The organism is Pseudomonas lurida (assembly GCF_013522705.1).
Taxonomy (GTDB): domain Bacteria; phylum Pseudomonadota; class Gammaproteobacteria; order Pseudomonadales; family Pseudomonadaceae; genus Aquipseudomonas; species Aquipseudomonas quebecensis.
Window position 1 is genome coordinate 154,209 of record NZ_JAAMRE010000004.1, and the last position, 20,787, is coordinate 174,995.

Genomic DNA, 20,787 nt, shown 5'->3' on the forward strand with positions numbered 1-20,787 from the left:
CGGTTGGAAAAAGACAGTCGCAAACACTGGAGAGCAATGTGGGAGGGGGCTTGCCCCCGATGTTGGTGTGTCAGCCAGTGAATCCGGTGACTGGCACACTGCCATCGGGGGCAAGCCCCCTCCCACATGGGTTCTGCGGCGTTCTTCAGGCGTTAGCGCGGCCCAGACACCACCAGCATTTGGCCTGGCTTCAGCGCCTGGCCGGTGCGTGGGTTCCAGCGCTTGAGATGTTGCATCTCGACGTTGAAGCGCTTGGCGACGATGTACAGAGAGTCGCCTTTCTTGACCTTGTACTGCACCGGCTTTTTGCTGTCGGCCTTGGCCACCACCTTGCGCGTGTCCTGCATCACCAGGGTCTGGCCGACTTTGAGCGCCTGACCGTTGAGCTGGTTCCAGCGCTGCAGGTCATGCACGTCGACCTTGTTGGCCTTGGCGATCAGCGTCAGGTTGTCGCCGCTGCGGACCTTGTAGCTGCGGGTACGCCCGGCCACACGTGCGGTTTCAACTTCGTCGAATACCTGCTTTTTCGGGCGCATCGCCAGCAATTCTTCAGGCTTCATCGTCGACAGGGTGCTGGTGAGCAGTTGTGCCTTGGAACTTGGCACCAACAGATGCTGCGGGCCGTCGAGGGTGGTGCGTTGCTTGAGTGCCGGGTTGAGCTGGAACAGTTCGTCTTCGTCGATTTCAGCCAGGGCGGCGACCCGGGACAGGTCCATGCTCTGCTTGACTTCCACCACTTCGAAATACGGTGTGTTGGCAATCGGGTTCAGGTTGACGCCATACGCCTCGGGCGCCAGTACCACTTGGGACAGTGCCAGGAACTTGGGCACGTAGTCCTTGGTTTCCTGGGGCAGGGGCAGGTTCCAGTAGTCCGTGGGCAGGCCGAGCTTCTCGTTGCGCTCGATGGCCCGGCTGACGGTGCCTTCGCCGGCGTTGTAGGCGGCCAGGGCCAGTAGCCAGTCGCCGTTGAACATGTCGTGCAGGCGGGTCAGGTAGTCCAGGGCGGCGGTGGTGGAGGCGGTGATGTCCCGGCGGCCATCGTAGGCGCGGGTCTGGCGCAGGTTGAAGTAGCGCCCGGTGGAGGGAATGAACTGCCACAGGCCGACAGCATCGCTGCGCGAGTAGGCCATCGGGTTGTAGGCACTTTCGATCACCGGCAGCAACGCCAGCTCCAGCGGCATGTTGCGTTCTTCAAGACGTTCGACGATGTAATGAATGTAGAGGCTGCCGCGTTCGCCGGCGCTTTCGAGAAAGGAGGGGTTGCTGGCGAACCACAGGCGCTGTTGCTCGATGCGCGGGTTGACGCCCAGGCCTTCCTGCAATTGAAAGCCCCGGCGCATGCGTTCCCACACGTCCTGGGGCACTTCGGGGCTGGGTTTCTCGGAGAGCCAGATGGGCTTTTGCTTGATCTTGGCGGCAAGGTTGGGTTTGGGTTGCACGGTGGATTGTGCGGCGTAATTCGTCGATTGGCAGCCCGCCAATGTGGCGGACACAGCCACCGCCACAGCTTGAGCCAGGCGGGTCAATGCGTCTGAATGGTTGGATTTACGAATAGATGACGACATTGGCTGGAAGTAAGTTCCGGGCAAAAATGTCGGGCGATTCTAGAAAGCACTTGGGTTGCGGTCAACCATTCAGAAATTGCGTATCAGATTGCATCGACTTAGAACTTATCTTTCCATGCCCTCAGGCTGGCAAATACCTCGGCCCCAGAGCGGTTGTCGCGTCCGTTCCGTTCGTCCGCTTTTTGTTTAACGGATGTTTCAGCGGTGCGCAGAAACGGATTGGTGCGCTTTTCCAGGGCCAGGTTGGACGGCAGCGTCATCTCGCCGCGGGCGCGCCGTTGGCGGACCTCTTCCACCCGTTCGGCAATGTCGGCGTTGTGCGGCTCTACCGCCTGGGCGAATGTGAGATTGCTTTGGGTGTATTCGTGGGTGCAATACACCTGCGTGTCATCGGGCAGGGCGGCCAGGCGCTGCAGCGAGGCGTGCATCTGCTCGGGCGTGCCTTCGAACAGGCGGCCGCAGCCGGCGGCAAACAGGGTATCGCCGCAGAACAGCATGCCCCGATGGTAGTAGGCGATATGGCCGAGCGTGTGGCCGGGTACGGTGTATACATCGAAATCCAGGCCCAGCGCGGTGATGCGGGCATTGTCCTTGAGGGCGACGTCCCGGCCTGGGATGGTTTCGTCCGCCGGCCCGTAGACCTTGGCGTTCGTTGCACTTTTCAACTGCTCGACACCGCCGACATGGTCGTGGTGGTGATGCGTGATGAGAATGTCGCTGAGGCTCCATTCCGGGTTTTGCCTGAGCCAGGCCAGCACCGGCGCGGCATCGCCGGGATCGACCACGGCGCAACGCTGGGTATCCGGGTCTTGTAACAACCAGATGTAGTTATCGGTGAAGGCGGGCAGGGCACTGATCTGTATCATTCTTCGATTCGCCAAGCTGAACACATTGGTGCATCTTAGAACGTCCAGGCGAGTTGGAGAATGCAATGACTGATAAAGCGTTCGCCCAGGCCGATCCCGAGTGGCTGGCCTTGATCGGTGCAGCCCGCGAATGGTTGTCCGGGCCGATCGGGCAATTTCTGCTGGACGAAGAGCGGCGCATGCTCGAAGACGAGCTGGGCCGGTTCTTCGGTGGTTACCTGGTGCATTACGGGCCGTCGGCCCAGACGCCGCCCGCCGCGCCGCAAGTGCAGCGCAATGTGCGCCTGGGCGCACCGTTGCCCGGGGTGGAGATCGTGTGCGAGGAGCAGGCGTGGCCGTTGAGCGAGCACGCTGCCGATGTGGTGGTGCTGCAGCACGGCCTGGATTTCTGCCTGTCGCCCCATGGTCTGCTGCGTGAAGCGGCCAGCAGCGTGCGCCCGGGTGGCCATTTGCTGATTGTCGGGATCAACCCCTGGAGCAGTTGGGGCCTGCGTCATGTATTCGCCCACGACGGCCTGCGCCAGGCGCGCTGCATCGCGCCGTCGCGAGTGGGGGACTGGCTGAACCTGCTGGGCTTTGCGCTGGAGAAACGCCGCTTCGGGTGCTATCGTCCGCCGCTTGCCTCGGCCAAATGGCAGACGCGCCTGGCGGGTTGGGAGCGCAGGGCGGGTGCCTGGCAACTGTCGGGCGGCGGCTTCTATCTATTGGTGGCGCGCAAGATCGCCGTCGGGTTGCGACCGGTACGCCAGGCGCGCCGCGAACCCATCGGCAAGCTGGTGCCGATGCCGATGGCCAAGGTCAACCGCAAGCAAAGCCAAGCGTAAAACTTCTTTTGATTTCAGACCGAGCAACCGATGACCGATAGCGTAGAACTCTTCACCGATGGCGCCTGCAAAGGCAACCCGGGCCCTGGCGGCTGGGGCGCCTTGCTGGTGTGCAAGGGCGTCGAGAAGGAATTGTGGGGCGGCGAAGCCAACACCACCAACAATCGCATGGAGCTGATGGGCGCAATACGCGGCCTGGAAGAGCTCAAGCGCCGTTGCAACGTACTGCTGGTGACCGACTCTCAATACGTGATGAAGGGCATCAACGAGTGGATGGTCAACTGGAAGAAGCGCGGCTGGAAAACCGCGGCCAAGGAACCGGTTAAAAACGCCGACCTGTGGCAATTGCTCGATGAGCAATGCAATCGCCATGACATCACCTGGAAGTGGGTGCGCGGTCACATCGGCCACCCTGGCAACGAACGCGCCGATCAATTGGCCAACCGTGGCGTCGACGAAGTGCGCGGCTACAAGCAGGGCTGATGCCGGGCGACGTGTTAAGATCGCGCGCTTTGAACTACACCACACCGTTGAGAGCTGAACCCTGATGGCCATCCGATCCGTTGTACTCGATACCGAAACCACCGGCATGCCGGTGACCGATGGTCACCGGATCATTGAAATCGGCTGCGTCGAACTCATGGGTCGCCGCCTCACCGGCCGTCACTTCCACGTGTACCTGCAACCGGACCGTGACAGCGATGAAGGCGCGATTGCCGTTCACGGTATTACCGACGAATTTCTCAAGGGCAAGCCGCGTTTCGCCGAAGTGGCCGATGAGTTCTTCGAGTTCATCAACGGCGCCCAACTGATCATCCACAACGCGGCGTTCGACGTCGGCTTCATCAACAACGAATTCGCCCTGATGGGGCAGACCGACCGCGCTGATATCTCCAAGCACTGCTCGATCCTCGACACCCTGATGATGGCGCGCGAGCGTCACCCGGGCCAGCGCAACAGCCTCGATGCCTTGTGCAAACGCTATGGCGTCGACAACTCCGGCCGTGAACTCCACGGCGCCTTGCTTGACTCCGAGATTCTCGCCGACGTTTACCTGACCATGACCGGCGGGCAAACCAGCCTGTCCCTGGCCGGTAATGCGTCCGATGGCGCCGGCTCGGCCGAAGGCTCGGGCAATCGCGCTTCGGAAATCCGCCGCCTGCCGGCCGACCGCAGACCCACGACCATTATCCGCGCCAGCGAGCAGGACCTGGCCGAGCATGCGGCACGGCTGGAAGCGATTGCCAAGTCGGCGGGTGCGCCCGCGTTGTGGACCCAGCTGACCCAACAGTAATGCGGGAGGGGCTCGCTCCCTTCCACTGTTGATCGCCCTGGCCGCCAAAATCTTCATTCGCCACATCCGCTCCCAGCTTCTACCCTTGAGTGCATAGCCCTCAGGACTACAAGCCCTCATGTACAAAGACCTGAAGTTCCCCATCCTTATCGTGCACCGCGACATCAAGGCCGACACCGTTGCCGGTGACCGGGTCAGGGGAATCGCCCAGGAGTTGGAACAGGAGGGCTTCAGTATTTTCTCCGCCGTGGACTACGCCGAAGGCCGGCTGGTGGCGTCTACCCATCACGGCCTGGCGTGCATGCTGATCGCCGCCGAGGGTGCCGGAGAAAACACTCACCTGCTGCAAAATATGGTGGAACTGATCCGCCTGGCACGGCTGCGCGCGCCGAACCTGCCGATCTTCGCCCTGGGCGAGCAGGTCACCCTGGAGAACGCCCCGGCCGATGCCATGAGCGAACTCAACCAACTGCGCGGCATTCTTTACCTGTTCGAAGACACCGTGCCGTTTCTGGCCCGCCAGGTGGCCCGCGCGGCGCGCACGTACCTGGATGGCCTGTTGCCGCCGTTCTTCAAGGCCCTGGTACAACACACCGCCGATTCCAACTATTCCTGGCACACCCCTGGTCATGGCGGCGGCGTGGCTTATCGTAAAAGCCCGGTCGGGCAAGCGTTCCATCAATTTTTCGGGGAAAACACCCTGCGCTCGGACCTGTCGGTCTCGGTACCCGAACTGGGCTCGCTGCTCGACCATACCGGCCCGCTGGCCGAAGCCGAGGCCCGCGCCGCGCGCAATTTTGGCGCCGACCATACCTTTTTTGTGATCAACGGCACCTCCACCGCCAACAAGATCGTCTGGCATTCCATGGTGGGGCGCGATGACCTGGTCCTGGTGGATCGCAACTGCCACAAGTCAGTGTTGCATTCGATCATCATGACCGGCGCCATCCCGTTGTACCTGTGCCCGGAACGCAATGAGCTGGGGATCATCGGCCCGATTCCACTCAGCGAGTTCAGCCCCGAGTCGATCCGCGCCAAGATCGATGCCAGCCCGTTGACCCGTGGCAGGCCCGCCAAGGTGAAGCTGGCGGTGGTCACCAATTCCACCTACGACGGCCTGTGCTACAACGCTGAGCTGATCAAACAACAACTGGGCAGCAGCGTCGAGGTGCTGCATTTTGACGAAGCCTGGTACGCCTATGCGGCGTTTCACGAGTTTTTCGCCGGGCGTTATGGCATGGGCACCTCTCGCACCAAAGACAGCCCCCTGGTGTTCAGTACCCATTCAACCCACAAGCTGCTGGCGGCGTTCAGCCAGGCATCGATGATCCACGTGCAGGACGGTGGTGCCCGGCAACTGGACCGTGACCGTTTCAATGAAGCGTTCATGATGCATATCTCCACCTCGCCGCAATACAGCATTATCGCCTCGCTGGACGTCGCCTCGGCCATGATGGAAGGCCCTGCCGGTCGCTCGCTGCTGCAGGAAATGTTCGACGAAGCCCTGAGCTTTCGTCGCGCCCTGGCCAACCTGCGCCAGCATCTGCCTGCAGAAGACTGGTGGTTTTCCATCTGGCAGCCGCCGTCGGTGGCCGGCATCGACCGTGTTGCCACGGCGGATTGGCTGCTGCACCCGCAGGATGACTGGCATGGGTTTGGCGACGTGGCCGAAGACTACGTACTGCTTGACCCGATCAAAGTCACCCTGGTCATGCCCGGCCTCTCGGCCGGCGGCGCGTTGAGCGACTGCGGGATTCCCGCCGCGGTGGTCAGCAAGTTCCTTTGGGAGCGTGGGCTGGTGGTGGAGAAGACCGGGCTGTATTCCTTTCTTGTGCTGTTTTCCATGGGCATCACCAAAGGCAAATGGAGTACCTTGCTCACCGAGCTTTTGGAGTTCAAGCGCAACTACGACGCCAATGTCAGCCTGGCCAGTTGCCTGCCCTCGGTATTTGCCCAGGGGCCGGTGCGTTATCAGGGCCTGGGGTTGCGCGACCTCTGCAATCAACTGCACAGTTGCTACCGCAGCAACGCCACGGCCAGGCACCTCAAGCGCATGTACACGGTGTTGCCGGAAATCGCCATGAAACCGGCCGACGCCTACGACCAATTGGTACGGGGCGAAGTCGAGGCCGTTTCCATCGATGCCTTGCCAGGGCGCGTTGCAGCCGTGATGCTGGTGCCTTATCCGCCGGGCATTCCGTTGATCATGCCGGGCGAGCGTTTCACCGAGTCGACGCGTTCTATCATCGACTATCTGGCTTTTGCTCGAACATTCGATAGCAGCTTCCCAGGTTTTGTCGCGGATGTTCACGGGTTACAACACGAAGACGACGGCAGTGGTCGTTGTTACACCGTCGATTGCATCAAGGGTTAAGGATGGTTATGCAAGCTGTAATGAACCCGAAGTACCCAGGGCTCAGTGTGCGGGTCGCCGACGCAGGTTTTGATGCGTATGTGTGGGGCAATGACTTCAGTTTCGAGGTCAGCGCCTACGGCATACCGGAGATGGGCAAACGCGTGGACCAATGGTCGGTGGAGCGCATCCTGCCGTATCGCAAGTGCTACGGCATCGACCCGGAAGAGTTCGCCAGTTTCCGCGATGCTCCCGACAGTGCAATTTTCATGGCCTATCTGGACGATGAGCCGGTAGGGCACATTGTAGTGAGCACCAATTGGAACGGCTTTGCCCATGTCGACGAGCTGGCGGTGGCCTTGCATGCGCGTCGACACGGGGTGGCCAAGGCGCTGCTGGATGTCGCGCAGTTTTGGAGCCGCAAGAAAAGCCTGCCGGGCATGATGCTCGAAACCCAGAACAACAACCTCGGCGCCTGCCGCCTGTATGAACGCTGCGGTTATGTCATGGGTGGAATCGACCACCTGCGCTATCGCGGCATCGATCCGCAGACCCGCGAAGTGGCGATTTTCTGGTACCGGTTGTTCAAGACCGAACGGGACGCGAGCTGAGCCCGCTCCCGTCTTCAAGCCCCGGAGCAGTCACGAATCGATCCATGAATGCGCTCCACCGACCTTGATCTGCAGCTGCTCACGGAACGTCAGGTAGTGTTGCCTGGCCGCTTGTATGCGCTGTTGAAGCCCTTCAGGCGCGCTGATGCCTTTGCTCGCGTAGTACTCAAGGATGTGGTTTTCCAGGTCGAACACCTTGCCCGGTTGAAGCCGGCCATTGATCTGCTGGGTCTCCTTGTTCACGCCATCGAAACCAATGTCATAAATGTCGGGACGTCGGGACTTCAGTACGTCGTCAAACAGCGTGGGGCCGACAGTTTCAAAAATCCTGCCTTCATACGCCAGAAACTCCGGGGTGTAGTCGACGGTACCGCTGGCGTTCCGGGTGGTGGTCGGGCGGCTGGTCTCGAAGTAGGTTTTGTTCAGGGTAAAGCGGCGATTCATCTCGGCGATCATTTCAGCGATGACCGGGTTGTCCGCTTGGGTGGCGAAGTTGCTGGTATTGAAGAACGGTCGGTAGTGGCTCAGCTTATGGGTCACCGGCCGGCTGACCATCACGTCCGAGTCTCCGGCAGTCAGGCCCGGTAGGCCCACCGCACCCTGGATCAGGTCATCGGTGTCCAGGTAGATTCCACCGTAGGTATTCATCATCGGATAGCGCGCTACGTCGGACGCGGCGGCGAGGTTCTTTCCTTGGCCGCGACGGAAATACGCATACATGTCGGTGTTTTGCAGAGATTGAAAAAAGCCTTCTTCCTGCAGGTTTACCACGGTGAGCCCCGGCGCATCCGCAGCCAACCGGCGCTTGATCGCCTGAAACTGCGCCGGGGTGTCGGCATCGACGTGCACAAGGCTGGTGAAGCCAGGCATCTTCTCGGCGTTTTTGGCCATGTTGCTCACCATTGCCGCAGGTATATCGCCACCGGCCCAGAAATAGTGGACCTGTCGGGGAATGGCTCTGACGTTTTTCGGCGCCTCCAATACCGCCGGCGACGGCGCGTCGATAAACCTGAAACTGTGGGCATCCAGCTGCCTGGCCTGTTTCATTTTGGCGAGCGTTCCCAGTTGCCACTTGTTCTTTGCGCTTCGCCAGAAATACAAGGGTGTTTTGCCGTCCGTATCGACGCCTCCGCGCCATGCGCCGACCTGGCCGTCGAAGCTGACGATATGATTGATGCCGTTGTAGTTGAGGGTGTACGGATTGGCAGAATTGGTGCGTATTTTTATGTCGTCTATCGGGACGATGTAGGTGTTCTGGTCAAGCTTCCATTTGGGCAACGTGTCCGGCTGCCCGCCGAGTAGACGCTGAGCGGTGGCCGAGGGTTCCCAGCCCGCGCCGCCCAAATCCCGGACGGCAATCGAGGCGCTGCCTGCGGTGGGATGCAGGATCACGCGCTGGCCGTCCTCGAGCCTGGATTGATAGAGCCTGCCGTCGATTTTTACGTACTCTTTATTGCCGGGGCCGGCGTAGACGTTGGCCTGCAGGCCCTTGACCCGCAGCCCCTCGGGCTCGACCCTGACCTCGTAGTCCAACAGTGACGGCGATTGAAGGACTCTGACGTCTGCGCCAGTCGCCGCGACAGCGGGTTGAAAGCGCTCCAGCGGCGCGCCATAGGGCAACCCCTTGACTGCGTCGTAGGCATGCCACTGACCCTTGCGGAACACCGCTGCGCCTTCCAGGTGCAGATCGCCCGCCCGGTAGCTGCCTACGGCCGCCAGGCCATGCTGCGTGCCGGCCGCCTTGAGCATGTCGTAGCTGCCGCTGGCACCCCTGAGTGCATGGATAGCCTGCCGTCCGACGCTGGCGCCGCTGCGCACCAGCGCCCCCGTACGCCTGAGCAGGTCGCCCGTGCCACTCAACGGGTTGAGCGCCTCGGCCGCGACCGTGCCCAGGAAGCGCGCCGCTTTTGTCGCGCCGGCCACGCTTGTCACACCTTTGGCAAACGCCTTGCCCGCTTGGCCGGCCTTGCCGATTCCCAGGGTGACCAGGCCGATCGCATCCAGGCCAAGGTCAAGCAGGCCATCGGCAACATGGCCGTGTATGAAATTGACCGTGGCCGACCTGAGGGGGATCAGGTTAAGTAGGAATTCGCCGACGGCGTCATCGCCGGCGGCGCTCAGGTCGTAGGAATTCATGCCTCTGGCATGGTGGAGCAGGTCGTCGTTATGCAGGTCCAGGGAACGTGCGAACACCTTGGCGATGTAGTCGGTGCGCGCCGAGTCAAATACCTGTGGCGTGTCCGAAGCGGCGATCGCCTCTCTGGCGTGTTCGGTGTGTTCATCCTCGAACGGCTTGAAGGCCACGGTTTTATACAAAGTGCTGGCGTGTCTGGTTTCCAGCCCGGCGTAGGGCGGCGAGTACCTTGTCGCCAGGTAATTATGTTGGGTAATCGTGCCGGCGCGCGTGTCAATGCGATACACATTGACCTGGCCATTGCGCGTGGTCTTTACATCGAGGGTATGCCCTCGTTTGCTCAGGGTCTTGGTCGAGAAGTCCAGGCCTATCTTGTATTCGTGGGTATGAAAGAACTCGAGTGCGCCGTACTCGAGGTTTTGTCGATCCTGCGGCGGCAGTGTCGAGATCAGGTATCGGGTCAGGCCCGCGTGGCCTTTTTCCAGGGTGGCGATGGCCTGCCTGTAACCCTCGGTGAACGCATCGGCTACGGTCAGCTTGCCGCTGGCGGACTTGTCGCAGAACGCCTGGATGGGAATCTGCGGGTCGTTGGTGACCCAGTGTTCTGCCTTGTCGTGCACCACCGTGTCGCCCTGCATCACGATGTCCAGCATCGAGTGCTCGCCGGGGAAGCGAGCGGGCCGGCCTTCGCGCAAGCTGGCCTTGACGAGGCTTTGGGCCCTGAAAACGCTGTCGGCGACCCCGGGAAACTGCGCCCTGAGCAGCTCCAGCGCCATCGCTTCGCGCTCTGGAACAGGCGTTGCAAGGGCGATGGCCGTGGCCTGCAGGTGCTCCTGCCTGGTGATAAAGCGTTGTCGGATTTGCGCGTCCGTGGGCGGCGGGTCGGTATTCAACAGGCCGTTGACCGCCGCCCAATCATTCAGCGCGTCGCGTTGAATGCGTTGGATGAGCGCCGGATCGACATCGACGGACTCGGCGGCGGCCAGCACTTCGCTGTAACTCATCGTGAGCACGCGCCCTGGCGACTGCGCTTCCAGCCTGGCCGCCGCGATTGTCAGTTGGGTCCAGGGGATACTGCCGTAAGTCACGCTCGGCGGGATGTCCTTGACCAGGTGCTGTGGGGCGACGCGGGCCAGCAATACGCGGGCCGCCAGGTCGGCCGCTGCCGCCGTGGTGCGCCCGTGCACCACCAGGTGCCGGCTCAAGCGTTCGATCACCTCGACGGCGGGTTTGCCCCAATGCTGGCGTTGCCCAAGGTCAAAACCGGCGACGCTGTTGCGCGCCGGGGTGCCGAGGGATTCGGGGTCCAGGCTCAGTTGGATGGCCGCCAGCAGGTAATCGTTGACGCTGGCAGGCGTCGCAATGCCACCCAACCTGGATTGAATGACCTTGCCCAGCGCCTGCGCCCTCGCCGAGCCCAGCAGCGCCTCGGTTGCGTTGCTGGTTTTTTTCAAGTCAATGTTCGCCAGGTCGCTGTCTGCCAGCAGATAACCCAGCACCCCCTTATTGCGCGCGGCCAATGGCAATCCGGACAGGGTTGAGCCGGGTTCATCGAGCAGGTCGATGATGGTTTGCCGATCGTGCGTGTTCAGGGGCAACGGCCATGACAGCGCGCCGCTGAAGTTGCCCAGGGGATGGGGCTGCGCGTGTCGGGTCGCGAGCTGATACAGCGCGAGCAGGTCGTCCATGCGGGTCGGGACGGGTAAACCGCTGCCGTTGAGGTAGGTGCGAAGGTCGACGACGCTGCGGGCGGGGGGCAGAGGGTGTTGTTGGTAGTAATCCGAGTCTTCACACACCGACAGGGTACGGCCGCTCAGCAACTGCTCGACATCGCGGTGTCGATCTCCCTGCCCGGTGTCGACGGCTTCCTTCAACAGCCCGCGCAGCACCGTCGCCAATGCCTGCCAGTTGCAGCGTTCGGCAAAGGCTTTTTTCAGCGCGGCCGGATTGTCCAGTTCGTCAGCAGGCGACGTGTCCGTCGCACTCCCGAGCGCTTGCGGACGGGGGCCTGGACGATGCTCAGGGTGGGGCAGGGCCAATTGAGAAAGAGGGGGAGTGGCAGGTTGAATGGCGTTCATGAGAAACCGTCCCTGGGTAGTCGAATGTCGCCTGCAAGCAAGCGCGGCGAGGTCAACGACTGTGTGCGAAAAGCCGGGGATCAGGTTCCCGCCTGACTGTCAGGGGGTGTGTCGACAACAGCGGTGGCGGGCGGGGGATTACGCTGCGGGCGTACCGCTCAGCAGTGCCTGGGCTTTATGGGTGATGATTTCCAGCAAAGCGTTCAATGCCGGCGAGGGTGCGGCGTCTTTCAGGGTCAGCGAGTAAAGGATGACGGGCATCGGCGGCGATACCGGGCACGCGTCCAGGCCGGACTCGCGCACGCCAAGGGCGGTGAATGGGTCGACAATCGCCAGCCCTTCTCCCGCCTCGACCATGCTGCGCATCATCTGGTAGGTCTGCACCCGTGTCTGCACCACCGGTAACGGGCGTAACGCCTGCAGCTTGGCATCCAGCAGGCGGCTCAGCGGGTCATGACCCTCCAACCCGATCATGGACTGGCCGGCCAGGTCTTGCAGGGCGATGTATTTCTGCTTCGGCTTGAGCCAGCCATGGGGCGCCAGCAGCTGCAGCTTGCCTTGGGCCAGCACGGTACTGAGGATCTGCGGGTGTTCCGGGTCGTGCAGGCTCAGGCCTACGTCGGCCTCGTGCAACAGCAGGCTTCTGACAATGTCGCGGGTCGGCTGGCTCGACAGGTTGCACGGCGTGTCCTGAAAGCGACGGCGCAGCAGGGCGATGCTCTGCGGCAGCAGGTGGTTGGCCAGAGGCGGGGTGCACAGCGCGCGCAGTGTCGGGGCATGGTGATGTTTGAGGCGGCCGGCCAGGCGTTGCAGCGGTTCGAGTGCTTCGTAGACAGGCGCGATCTGCGCCTGCAGCTCCAGGGTTTCGCGCGTGGCCTGCAGACGCCCGCGCACACTGGCGAACAGCATGAAGCCCAGTTGCTGCTCGGCATCCTTGAGCGTCGCGTCAACGTCGCCCACGGGAAGTTGCAACCACTCGGCGGCCGTGCCGAGGTGTCCGGTCTGCAAAATGGCCTGAATCACTTCGATATGACGTAAACGCATCGCCGGAGTCTATGTGCAGCGCGATGGGGTTTCAATGGCACCGACCTCGATGCGCAAAAAAGACTGCGCGGGTCGCTCACACCTATGGCGTTCGGCCATGGCCCCACTAGAATGGCGCGTCTGAACATCGATGACCAAAGCCGCCCACGGCACTTACAACAAAAACAGGTCGGGTCTCACATGCCAATTCCCTCGCGCTTTTTCGGGATAACGGCCAAGCAACTCCTGGTGTTGGTGACCGTGGGGTGCGTGGCTGCCTATCTCTTCAATACCCACGACGAATCCCTGCCGGAAAACCTCGCCCTTGAAACCTTCATTCGGGACCAGGAGCAGGTGGGCGAACAGGTGGGTGCGGTGCTGGGCATTGCCTTGGTGCGGCAGATACAGGCGTATCCGGCCAATGGCGCGCCGGGCTACAAGCGTTCCACGTACACGGTCGAAGGGGAGCGAGGGCGGCTGATGGTGACCCTTAAGCAGGTCGAAGGGGAGGCGGGCGCCGAAGTGACGGAGATTCGCCGGCCCTGATCGCCCAGCCCAGTCAACGCCATCAATGGCCGGGACTGAGCAGGCAGAAACGGGCGAGATATCAGGAGGCGGGCGTGGACTGCGACTCGCGGACCAGAATCGTTCCCGACTGGATCAGTTTGAATTCATCGCCTTCCAGTTTTTCTACACGATCGCCAATGGCCAGCTTGTAGGTGGTGGTAGGGGCCGAGCCAGCCAGGTCGCCGTGCGCCGGGGTGGATTCCTGGAATTCATGCACCGAATACACGCGTCCTTCTGCGTCTCTGGCATGGAATTGTCCGACAAGTACTGCTGCCATCTGTTTAGAACCTCTGGAGATAAACACTCGATTTTCGGTTGTGTAGACCGTCATTGAGCGGGGTAGTTTGCCTACCGAAAAAAAATACTATTCGTAGGGCGTTTTGAGACGTTTCCTACGCGGGAAGGCGCAAGGCAAACCCGTGGGCAACTTCAGATGCTGCTGGTGAACAGGCGGCGAAGACTTTATAACTACAACTTCCTTAGTCCAACGTCGGGAAACTTCAATGAGCAAGGTCTACACGATCGCCGTCCTGGTGGGCAGCTTGAGAAAAGACTCCATCAACCGCAAAGTCGCGCTGGCACTGGCCGACCTGGCCCCCGCCAACCTGAAGTTGAACATCGTGGAAATCGGCGATCTGCCGCTCTACAACGAGGACATCGACGGTGCATCACCGCCGGCAGCCTACAGCACTTTCCGTCAGCAGGTGAGTTCATCCGACGCGGTGCTGTTCGTGACCCCGGAATACAACCGTTCCGTACCGGCCCCATTGAAAAACGCGATTGACGTTGGCTCGCGCCCTTATGGCAAAAGTGCCTGGAGCGCCAAGCCGGGGGCGATCATCAGCGTGTCGCCGGGTGCGATTGGCGGCTTCGGCGCCAACCACCACCTGCGCCAGTCCCTGGTATTCCTCGATGTATGGTGCATGCAGCAGCCGGAAGCCTATCTGGGCGGCGCGGGCAGTGTGTTCGATGAGGCGGGGAAGGTGTCGGAGAAAACCAGGCCGTTTTTGCAGGCATTCATTGATGCCTACGCCAAATGGGTGGAAAAACAGAGCGCCTGAATCGGTCCTCGTTATCCAATGTGGGAGGGGCAAGCCCTCTCCCACAGTATTGGCTCAGCGCAACCAGTTAGTCCTCGCCAACTCGATCACCTCATCGCCACGGCCACTCATCACCGCCTTGAGCATGTACAGGCTGAACCCTTTGGCCTGCTCCAGCTTGATGCTTGGCGGCATCACCAGTTCCTGGGTCGCGGTGACCACATCCACCAGCACCGGGCCATCATGGGCCAGGGCGCGGCGCAAGGCCGGCTCCAGGTCTTCGGATTGCTCCACGCGAATGCCGAGAATGCCCATGGCATTGGACATGGCGGCGAAATCCGGGTTTTTCAGTTCGGTGCCGGCCTCCAGGTAACCGGCCGCCTTCATCTCCATGGCGACAAACCCCAGCGACGCGTTATCGAACACGATGACTTTGACCGGCAGGTTCAATTGCGCCAGTGAGATGAAATCCCCCATCAGCATGGCAAAGCCACCGTCGCCGGACATCGAGATCACCTGGCGCCCAGGGAACGCTGCCTGTGCGCCGATCGCCTGCGGCATCGCATTGGCCATAGAGCCATGGTTGAACGAGCCGATCAGGCGGCGCTTGCCATTCATCTTCAAGTAGCGCGCGGCCCACACGGTGGGCGAACCGACGTCGGCGGTGAAGATCGCATCCTCGTCCGCCAGCTCGCTGAGCAGGCGTGCGACGTACTGCGGGTGAATCGGCCGATTGGCTTTCGACGGCTGTGCGAGGTCGTCCAGGCCCTGGCGGGCTTTTTCATAGTGCTTGAGCGACGTATCGAGAAAGCTGCGGTCGGTCTTGCGGGTCAGGCGCGGCAGCAGAGCGTCCAGGGTTTCACTGACGTCGGCGGCGATGCCCAGGTCAAGGGTGGCGCGTCGGCCGAGTGCCTGGGGGTCGCGATCGATCTGGATGATTGTGGCGTCGGTGGGGTAAAACTGGCGATACGGGAAGTCGGTGCCGAGCATGATCAGCGTGTCGCAGTCGAGCATGGCGTGGTAACCGGAGCTGAAGCCGATCAGGCCGGTCATGCCCACGTCGAACGGATTGTCCCACTCCACATGCTCTTTGCCGCGCAACGCGTGCACCACGGGCGCGCCGAGGGTGTCAGCCAGGGCGACGACTTGGTCATGAGCACCGGCGCAGCCGCTGCCGCACAGCAGGGTGACTTTCTGGCTGCTTTGCAGGATCTCGACCAAGCGTTGCAGGTCCTGCTCCGCCGGTAAGGTGCGCGGCGCGTGCAGGGCGGGCCAGGGTTTAAGCTTGTCTTCGACTTCCAGCAGCGACACATCACCCGGAATCACCACCACGGCCACGCCGCGATTGAGAATCGCCGAGCGCATGGCGCGGTGCAGCACCTGGGGCATTTGCGCAGGGTTGCTGACCAGTTCGATAAAGTGGCTGCATTCCTTGAACAACTCCTGGGGATGGGTTTCCTGGAAGTAATTCAGGCCGATCTCGGACGACGGAATCTGCGCGGCAATCGCCAGTACCGGCACATGGTTGCGATGGCAGTCGAACAAGCCATTGATCAAGTGCAGGTTGCCCGGCCCGCAACTGCCGGCGCACACGGTCAGCTCACCGGTGGCGGCCGCTTCGGCACCGGCGGCGAAGGCGGCCACTTCTTCGTGGCGCACGTGCATCCACTCAATGCTGTCCATGCTGCGCAGCGCGTCGGTCAGCCCGTTGAGGCTGTCACCGGTCAAACCCCAGATGCGCTTGATGCCCGCCTGTTCCAGGGTGCTCGCCAATTGCTGGGCCAGGTTGATTTTCGCCATGAAGAACTCCAATCGTCAGTGAGGTTAAAAGCTGCTGATCAATAGGGGACAGTTCGATCACGGCGAATGCTCCGCCTTTAATGTGAAGATTGCGTCATGCTGGCGCGGTACTGGCGGGTACGCCGAGCGATAAACCACTGATCGCGCACCAGCGCCATGCACGGCGCAACCTTGGGCCTGGGCAGGCGACCACGGCTCAGGCGGCGCATCTGGTCGCGTACCACGGCCAGGGTGGCGAGGGCGGCAAGCGGCTTGCGCCGCCATTGGATCGGTTTGAGTTGCGGGTTGGGGTCGCGGCCTTCGCGCCAGTGCTTGAGCAATTGCGGTTCCAGGGTCAGCGCGGTGGCGATGCCGGCCATGGCGATGCCGCTGTCCAGCACTTGCTGCACGATGGGCAGGCGACGAATACCGCCCGTCACCATCAACGGCATGGTGGCGATGCTTGCCAGCTCCTTGGCAAATTCCAGAAAGTACGCTTCGCGCGCCAGGGTCCGCCCGTCCCGCGCGTCGCCCTGCATGGCGGGTGCTTCATAGCTGCCGCCGGACAATTCGAGCAGATCGATGGGCAGCGGGTTGAGCATCTCGACCACGGCGCGTGCGTCCGCTGCATCGAAGCCGCCGCGCTGGAAGTCCGCCGAGTTGAGCTTGACTGCTACGCAGAACGACGGGCTGACACTGGCGCGCACGGCGTGGATCACTTCCAGCAGCAGGCGTGCGCGGTTTTCCAGGGAGCCGCCCCAGCGGTCGGTGCGGTGGTTGCTCAATGGCGAGAGAAACTGGCTGATCAAGTAGCCATGCGCGCCGTGGATCTGTACGCCGCTGAACCCGGCCTTTTCGGCCAGGCGCGCGCTGGTGGCGAAGCGTTGGATCACGTCCTGGATATCGTCCTCGGTCATGGCCCGAGGGGTGGCGAACATCTTTGAGAAACTGCCAAGGTCCAGCGCGATGGCCGACGGCGCCAGGGCTTGCTGGCCGAGGTTGGCCATGGTCTGGCGGCCTGGATGGCTGAGTTGAACCCAGAAATGCACACCTTTGGCCCGTGCGACCTCGGCCCATTCGCGGAAGCTGTCCAGGTGCTCTTCGTTTTCCAGCGCGACGCCGCCGGGGCCGGTCATGGCGCGGCGGTCGATCATTACGTTGCCGGTCAGCAACAGGCCCGGCTCGCCGTCAGCCCAGGCCTTGTACAGTTGCTTGAGTGCGTGGGAGGGCGCTTGGTTGAGGTCGGCCATGTTTTCTTCCATCGCGGCTTTGGCAATGCGGTTGGCGATGATCTGGCCATTGGGCAGTTGCAAGGGTTCGAACGGTGACATGGGTTGACTCCTGAGCGGGGGAGGCCTCAGGCTAAGCTTAAAGTTAACTTTAATGTCAAGCAGGTATCGCAATGAATATCGGAGAGCTGGCAAAACAGAGTGGACTGGCCGCCTCGCGCATTCGTTTTTACGAGGCCGAAGGACTGATCAGCCAGGTGGGGCGTCAAGCCAATGGCTATCGGCGCTATGCACCGGAAGCGTTGCAGACCTTGCAGTTGATACAGAGCGCGCAACAGGCGGGGTTTACCTTGCAGGAACTCAAGGCGCTCATGCCGGCGCCGGGGGAGCACAAGCGCGAGGAGTTGATTGAGGCGCTGCAGCGCAAGGTGCAGCAGATCGAAGAAATGCAGGCGCATTTGGCGCACAGCAAAGCGCAGTTGCTGGGCGTGATCGAGGCGGTACGGGCACAGCCGGAAGGCGTGCCGTGCTCGATGGGGCAGAAGCAGGTGCTGGCGTCGATCAAACTCAACCGATAAAAAAGCCCTGGCATGCCAAGGCTTTTTCACGTGCGCCAACTCAGCGGCGACGGAACAGCGGAAGCGGCTCGTCAGTGGCGGCCTGGTAGGTCACCGAGAAATCCTTCAGGCTTTCCAGCGCTTCGTACGGGTCTTTGTCGGCGCGCAAGGCGAACGCATCGAAGCCGCAGCGGTGCAGGTAGAACAACTGGTCGCGCAATACGTCGCCGATCGCCCGCAGTTCGCCCTTGTAACCGTAGCGATCACGCAGCAGGCGGGCGTTGGAGTAGTTGCGCCCGTCGGTGAAGGCCGGGAAATTCAGGGCGATGACCTGGAAGTGCTCCACGTCCGCGCCGATTTCTTCGGCTTCTTCATCGGCGTCCAGCCACACACCCAGGCCGCCGTCGCGGGCCTTGAGGGCATGGCCGTGTTCGCGCCACAGCGCCAGCGGCACGATCAGGTCGTCGCAGTTGGAAATGCCGTCGAAGCTCGCGTCCTTGGGCAGCAGGTGCCAGGTTTCGTCGACGACTTCGTTGTTCTTAATGATTCGCTGCATAGACGCGCTCCTTGAACAGGTCGATGCCGATGCGCTGGTAGGTGTCGATGAAACGCTCATCTTCGGTGCGCTGTTCGATGTACACATCGATCAGTTTACCGATCACGTCAGGCATGGCTTCCTGGGCGAAGGACGGGCCGAGGATCTTGCCCAGGCTCGCATCGCGGCTGGCGCTGCCACCCAGGGACACTTGGTAGAATTCTTCGCCTTTTTTGTCCACGCCCAGAATGCCGATATGGCCGACGTGGTGGTGGCCGCAGGCGTTCATGCACCCGGAGATGTTCAGGTCCAGCTCACCGATGTCGAACAGGTAGTCCAGGTCGTCGAAACGGCGCTGGATTGATTCGGCGATCGGGATCGACTTGGCGTTGGCCAGGGAGCAGAAGTCGCCGCCCGGGCAGCAGATGATGTCGGTCAACAGGCCGATGTTCGGCGTGGCGAAACCGTTCTCGCGCAGCTCTCCCCAGAGGGTGAACAGTTGGCTCTGCTCCACGTCCGCCAGGATGATGTTCTGTTCGTGGGACGTGCGCAGCTGGCCGAAGCTGTAGCGCTCGGCCAGGTCGGCAACCGCGTCCAGCTGTTTATCGGTGATGTCGCCCGGGGCGACGCCGGTGGGCTTGAGCGACAGGGTCACGGCCACATACCCCGGCTTCTTGTGCGCCAGGGTGTTGCGCGTACGCCAACGGGCGAAGCCTGGGTGTTGTTGGTCGAGGGCGGCGAGTTCGGCGTCCTGATTGCTCAGGGCCTTGTACTCGGGGTCGACGAAATGCTTGGCGACGCGATGCACTTCGGCGTCGGTCAGGGTGGTCTGGCCACCGCGCAGGTGTTCCATCTCGGCCTCGACCTTCTGGGCGAACACCTCAGGGGTCAGCGCCTTGACCAGGATCTTGATCCGGGCTTTGTACTTGTTGTCGCGACGGCCGTAGCGGTTGTAGACCCGCAGGATAGCGTCGAGGTAGCTCAACAGATCCCGCCACGGCAGGAACTCGTTGATAAACGCGCCGACCACCGGGGTACGGCCCAGGCCGCCACCGACCAGGACACGGAAGCCCAGCTCGCCTGCGGCGTTGTACACCGGCTCCAGGCCGATATCGTGAACTTCGATAGCGGCGCGGTCCGAGGTCGAGCCATTGACGGCGATCTTGAACTTGCGCGGCAGGTAGGCGAATTCGGGGTGAAAGGTGGTCCACTGGCGAATGATTTCACACCAGGGGCGCGGGTCGATCAGCTCATCGGCGGCTACCCCGGCGAATTGGTCGGTGGTTACGTTGCGCAGGCAGTTGCCGCTGGTCTGGATCGCGTGCATCTGCACGGTGGCCAGTTCAGCCAGAATGTCCGGCACATCTTCAAGCGCCGGCCAGTTGAACTGCACGTTCTGACGGGTGCTGATGTGGGCATAGCCTTTGTCGTAGTCGCGGGCAATCCTGGCCATCATGCGTGTCTGGCGCGACGTCAGCTGGCCGTAAGGCACGGCCACGCGCAGCATCGGCGCAAAGCGCTGAACATACAGGCCATTTTGCAGGCGCAGAGGGCGGAACTCTTCTTCGCTCAGTTCACCTGCCAGATAGCGTCGGGTCTGATCACGGAACTGCTTGACGCGGTCCTCGATGATGCGCTGATCGTATTCGTCGTATACGTACATATAGGTCCTGTTCTCGGCAAATCTGCGCGCACGGCCGCGCACTCCCAACGGAGCCGGCGCACGATACCAGTTTGCGTTTATGCGCAAAAGTGATGTTTGAGTATATGCAAATAACCAAAATGTCTAATGCGAAGGATTCTCTCGATACCCTTATTTGTCATGCGGGCAATCATCGACTTTACTGTCATCGAGTCTTAGTGCGATCACCTATAAAACCGACAAGAGGCGATGCGATGAGCAATCCTACAAAAGCCCGTAAACCCGACAGTACCGTGGATGCATGGGCCATTCTGTTCCTGATTATCCTGGTCGTGGGCACCGCCGTTTTCTGGGTCAGCCATCAGTAACAGGCCGGTGTCGAGCGGATCGGCAACCTGGTGGACGCGTTGCTGCGTTAAACGCCGGCCACGTGCAGCACCAGCTTGACGATGCCGAACAGGGTCAGTGCAAACACCAGCGTAAACAGGATGCCCAGGACCACAAAATGGCTGGGCTTGCCGTGAGTGAAGTCACGGGCTCGATTCTTGCCGCTTTGCACGCCGAAGGCGGCGGCCACCACGCTGTGCAGCATCTGCCAGAAGGTCGGCGGTTTGTGCTCGTCCATAGGTCCCTCCACACTCGGTGTATGAGGGACAGCATAGACAATCCGTCACGTGCCGGCGCGACGCC

At 61.7% G+C, this 20,787-nt stretch carries 18 protein-coding genes; 8 read left to right on the top strand and 10 right to left on the bottom strand.

Features of this window, described 5'->3' with window-relative positions:
- Positions 1 to 152: 152 nt before the first annotated feature.
- The gene (locus G7025_RS05370; RefSeq protein ID WP_181077186.1) at positions 153 to 1,565 is read right to left on the bottom strand and encodes a lytic transglycosylase domain-containing protein; all 1,413 of its coding nucleotides are present in this window, start codon (positions 1,563 to 1,565) and stop codon (positions 153 to 155) included.
- A gap of 98 nt (positions 1,566 to 1,663) precedes the next feature.
- Complete coding sequence (gene gloB / locus G7025_RS05375; RefSeq protein ID WP_181077188.1) at positions 1,664 to 2,431, bottom strand: hydroxyacylglutathione hydrolase; 768 nt, start codon at positions 2,429 to 2,431, stop codon at positions 1,664 to 1,666.
- A 65-nt stretch (positions 2,432 to 2,496) separates the two neighbouring features.
- On the opposite strand from gloB, the gene G7025_RS05380 reads away from it, so the two are divergent.
- The 5 genes from G7025_RS05380 to G7025_RS05400 all read left to right on the top strand — a co-directional run bounded on the left by G7025_RS05380 (position 2,497) and on the right by G7025_RS05400 (position 7,513).
- Positions 2,497 to 3,255 (top strand): class I SAM-dependent methyltransferase, encoded by a 759-nt coding sequence (locus G7025_RS05380; protein ID WP_181077190.1) that lies wholly within the window; start codon positions 2,497 to 2,499, stop codon positions 3,253 to 3,255.
- Between the two features lie 30 nt (positions 3,256 to 3,285).
- Positions 3,286 to 3,738, top strand: a complete 453-nt coding sequence (gene rnhA, locus G7025_RS05385; RefSeq protein ID WP_034097030.1) for a ribonuclease HI — start codon at positions 3,286 to 3,288, stop codon at positions 3,736 to 3,738.
- 70 nt (positions 3,739 to 3,808) lie between these two features.
- Entirely contained in the window at positions 3,809 to 4,549 is a 741-nt protein-coding gene (gene dnaQ, locus G7025_RS05390) for a DNA polymerase III subunit epsilon (RefSeq protein ID WP_181077349.1), read from the top strand.
- Positions 4,550 to 4,667: 118 nt separating this feature from the next.
- Positions 4,668 to 6,923, top strand: coding sequence for an Orn/Lys/Arg family decarboxylase (locus tag G7025_RS05395; RefSeq protein ID WP_181077192.1), 2,256 nt, complete (start codon positions 4,668 to 4,670; stop codon positions 6,921 to 6,923).
- A gap of 20 nt (positions 6,924 to 6,943) precedes the next feature.
- On the top strand, positions 6,944 to 7,513 hold the full coding sequence (locus G7025_RS05400) for a GNAT family N-acetyltransferase (RefSeq protein ID WP_181077351.1): 570 nt from the start codon (positions 6,944 to 6,946) through the stop codon (positions 7,511 to 7,513).
- A gap of 30 nt (positions 7,514 to 7,543) precedes the next feature.
- Here the strand turns inward: G7025_RS05400 and G7025_RS05405 are convergent, their stop codons facing one another.
- Positions 7,544 to 11,725 carry a glycosyltransferase gene (locus G7025_RS05405; RefSeq protein WP_181077194.1) on the bottom strand — a complete coding sequence of 1,394 codons (4,182 nt, stop codon included), beginning with the start codon at positions 11,723 to 11,725 and terminating at the stop codon, positions 7,544 to 7,546.
- Positions 11,726 to 11,863: 138 nt separating this feature from the next.
- A complete protein-coding gene (locus G7025_RS05410; protein ID WP_181077196.1) occupies positions 11,864 to 12,769 on the bottom strand; it encodes a LysR substrate-binding domain-containing protein in 906 nt (301 codons plus the stop codon).
- 180 nt (positions 12,770 to 12,949) lie between these two features.
- Here G7025_RS05410 and G7025_RS05415 point away from each other — a divergent pair, with 180 nt between their 5' ends.
- The gene (locus G7025_RS05415) at positions 12,950 to 13,294 is read left to right on the top strand and encodes a hypothetical protein (RefSeq protein ID WP_181077198.1); all 345 of its coding nucleotides are present in this window, start codon (positions 12,950 to 12,952) and stop codon (positions 13,292 to 13,294) included.
- A gap of 61 nt (positions 13,295 to 13,355) precedes the next feature.
- Here G7025_RS05415 and G7025_RS05420 read toward each other — a convergent pair whose 3' ends face one another.
- Positions 13,356 to 13,592 (bottom strand): hypothetical protein, encoded by a 237-nt coding sequence (locus tag G7025_RS05420; protein WP_181077200.1) that lies wholly within the window; start codon positions 13,590 to 13,592, stop codon positions 13,356 to 13,358.
- A gap of 226 nt (positions 13,593 to 13,818) precedes the next feature.
- Here G7025_RS05420 and G7025_RS05425 point away from each other — a divergent pair, with 226 nt between their 5' ends.
- Complete coding sequence (locus tag G7025_RS05425) at positions 13,819 to 14,376, top strand: NADPH-dependent FMN reductase (protein WP_181077202.1); 558 nt, start codon at positions 13,819 to 13,821, stop codon at positions 14,374 to 14,376.
- 54 nt (positions 14,377 to 14,430) lie between these two features.
- Here G7025_RS05425 and poxB read toward each other — a convergent pair whose 3' ends face one another.
- On the bottom strand, positions 14,431 to 16,155 hold the full coding sequence (gene poxB, locus G7025_RS05430) for a ubiquinone-dependent pyruvate dehydrogenase (RefSeq protein ID WP_181077204.1): 1,725 nt from the start codon (positions 16,153 to 16,155) through the stop codon (positions 14,431 to 14,433).
- A 77-nt stretch (positions 16,156 to 16,232) separates the two neighbouring features.
- The gene (locus tag G7025_RS05435; RefSeq protein WP_181077206.1) at positions 16,233 to 17,465 is read right to left on the bottom strand and encodes an NADH:flavin oxidoreductase/NADH oxidase family protein; all 1,233 of its coding nucleotides are present in this window, start codon (positions 17,463 to 17,465) and stop codon (positions 16,233 to 16,235) included.
- Positions 17,466 to 17,536: 71 nt separating this feature from the next.
- Between G7025_RS05435 and G7025_RS05440 the strand changes: the two genes are divergently transcribed.
- Positions 17,537 to 17,941, top strand: coding sequence for a MerR family transcriptional regulator (locus tag G7025_RS05440; protein WP_181077208.1), 405 nt, complete (start codon positions 17,537 to 17,539; stop codon positions 17,939 to 17,941).
- Positions 17,942 to 17,981: 40 nt separating this feature from the next.
- Here the strand turns inward: G7025_RS05440 and G7025_RS05445 are convergent, their stop codons facing one another.
- The 3 genes from G7025_RS05445 to G7025_RS05455 all read right to left on the bottom strand — a co-directional run bounded on the left by G7025_RS05445 (position 17,982) and on the right by G7025_RS05455 (position 20,722).
- The gene (locus tag G7025_RS05445) at positions 17,982 to 18,476 is read right to left on the bottom strand and encodes a DUF934 domain-containing protein (protein WP_103734335.1); all 495 of its coding nucleotides are present in this window, start codon (positions 18,474 to 18,476) and stop codon (positions 17,982 to 17,984) included.
- The gene (locus G7025_RS05450) at positions 18,460 to 20,118 is read right to left on the bottom strand and encodes a nitrite/sulfite reductase (protein WP_181077210.1); all 1,659 of its coding nucleotides are present in this window, start codon (positions 20,116 to 20,118) and stop codon (positions 18,460 to 18,462) included. The genes G7025_RS05445 and G7025_RS05450 overlap by 17 nt, the downstream gene beginning before the upstream one ends.
- Before the next feature lie 394 nt (positions 20,119 to 20,512).
- A complete protein-coding gene (locus G7025_RS05455) occupies positions 20,513 to 20,722 on the bottom strand; it encodes a DUF2970 domain-containing protein (protein WP_219855180.1) in 210 nt (69 codons plus the stop codon).
- Positions 20,723 to 20,787: the final 65 nt, after the last annotated feature.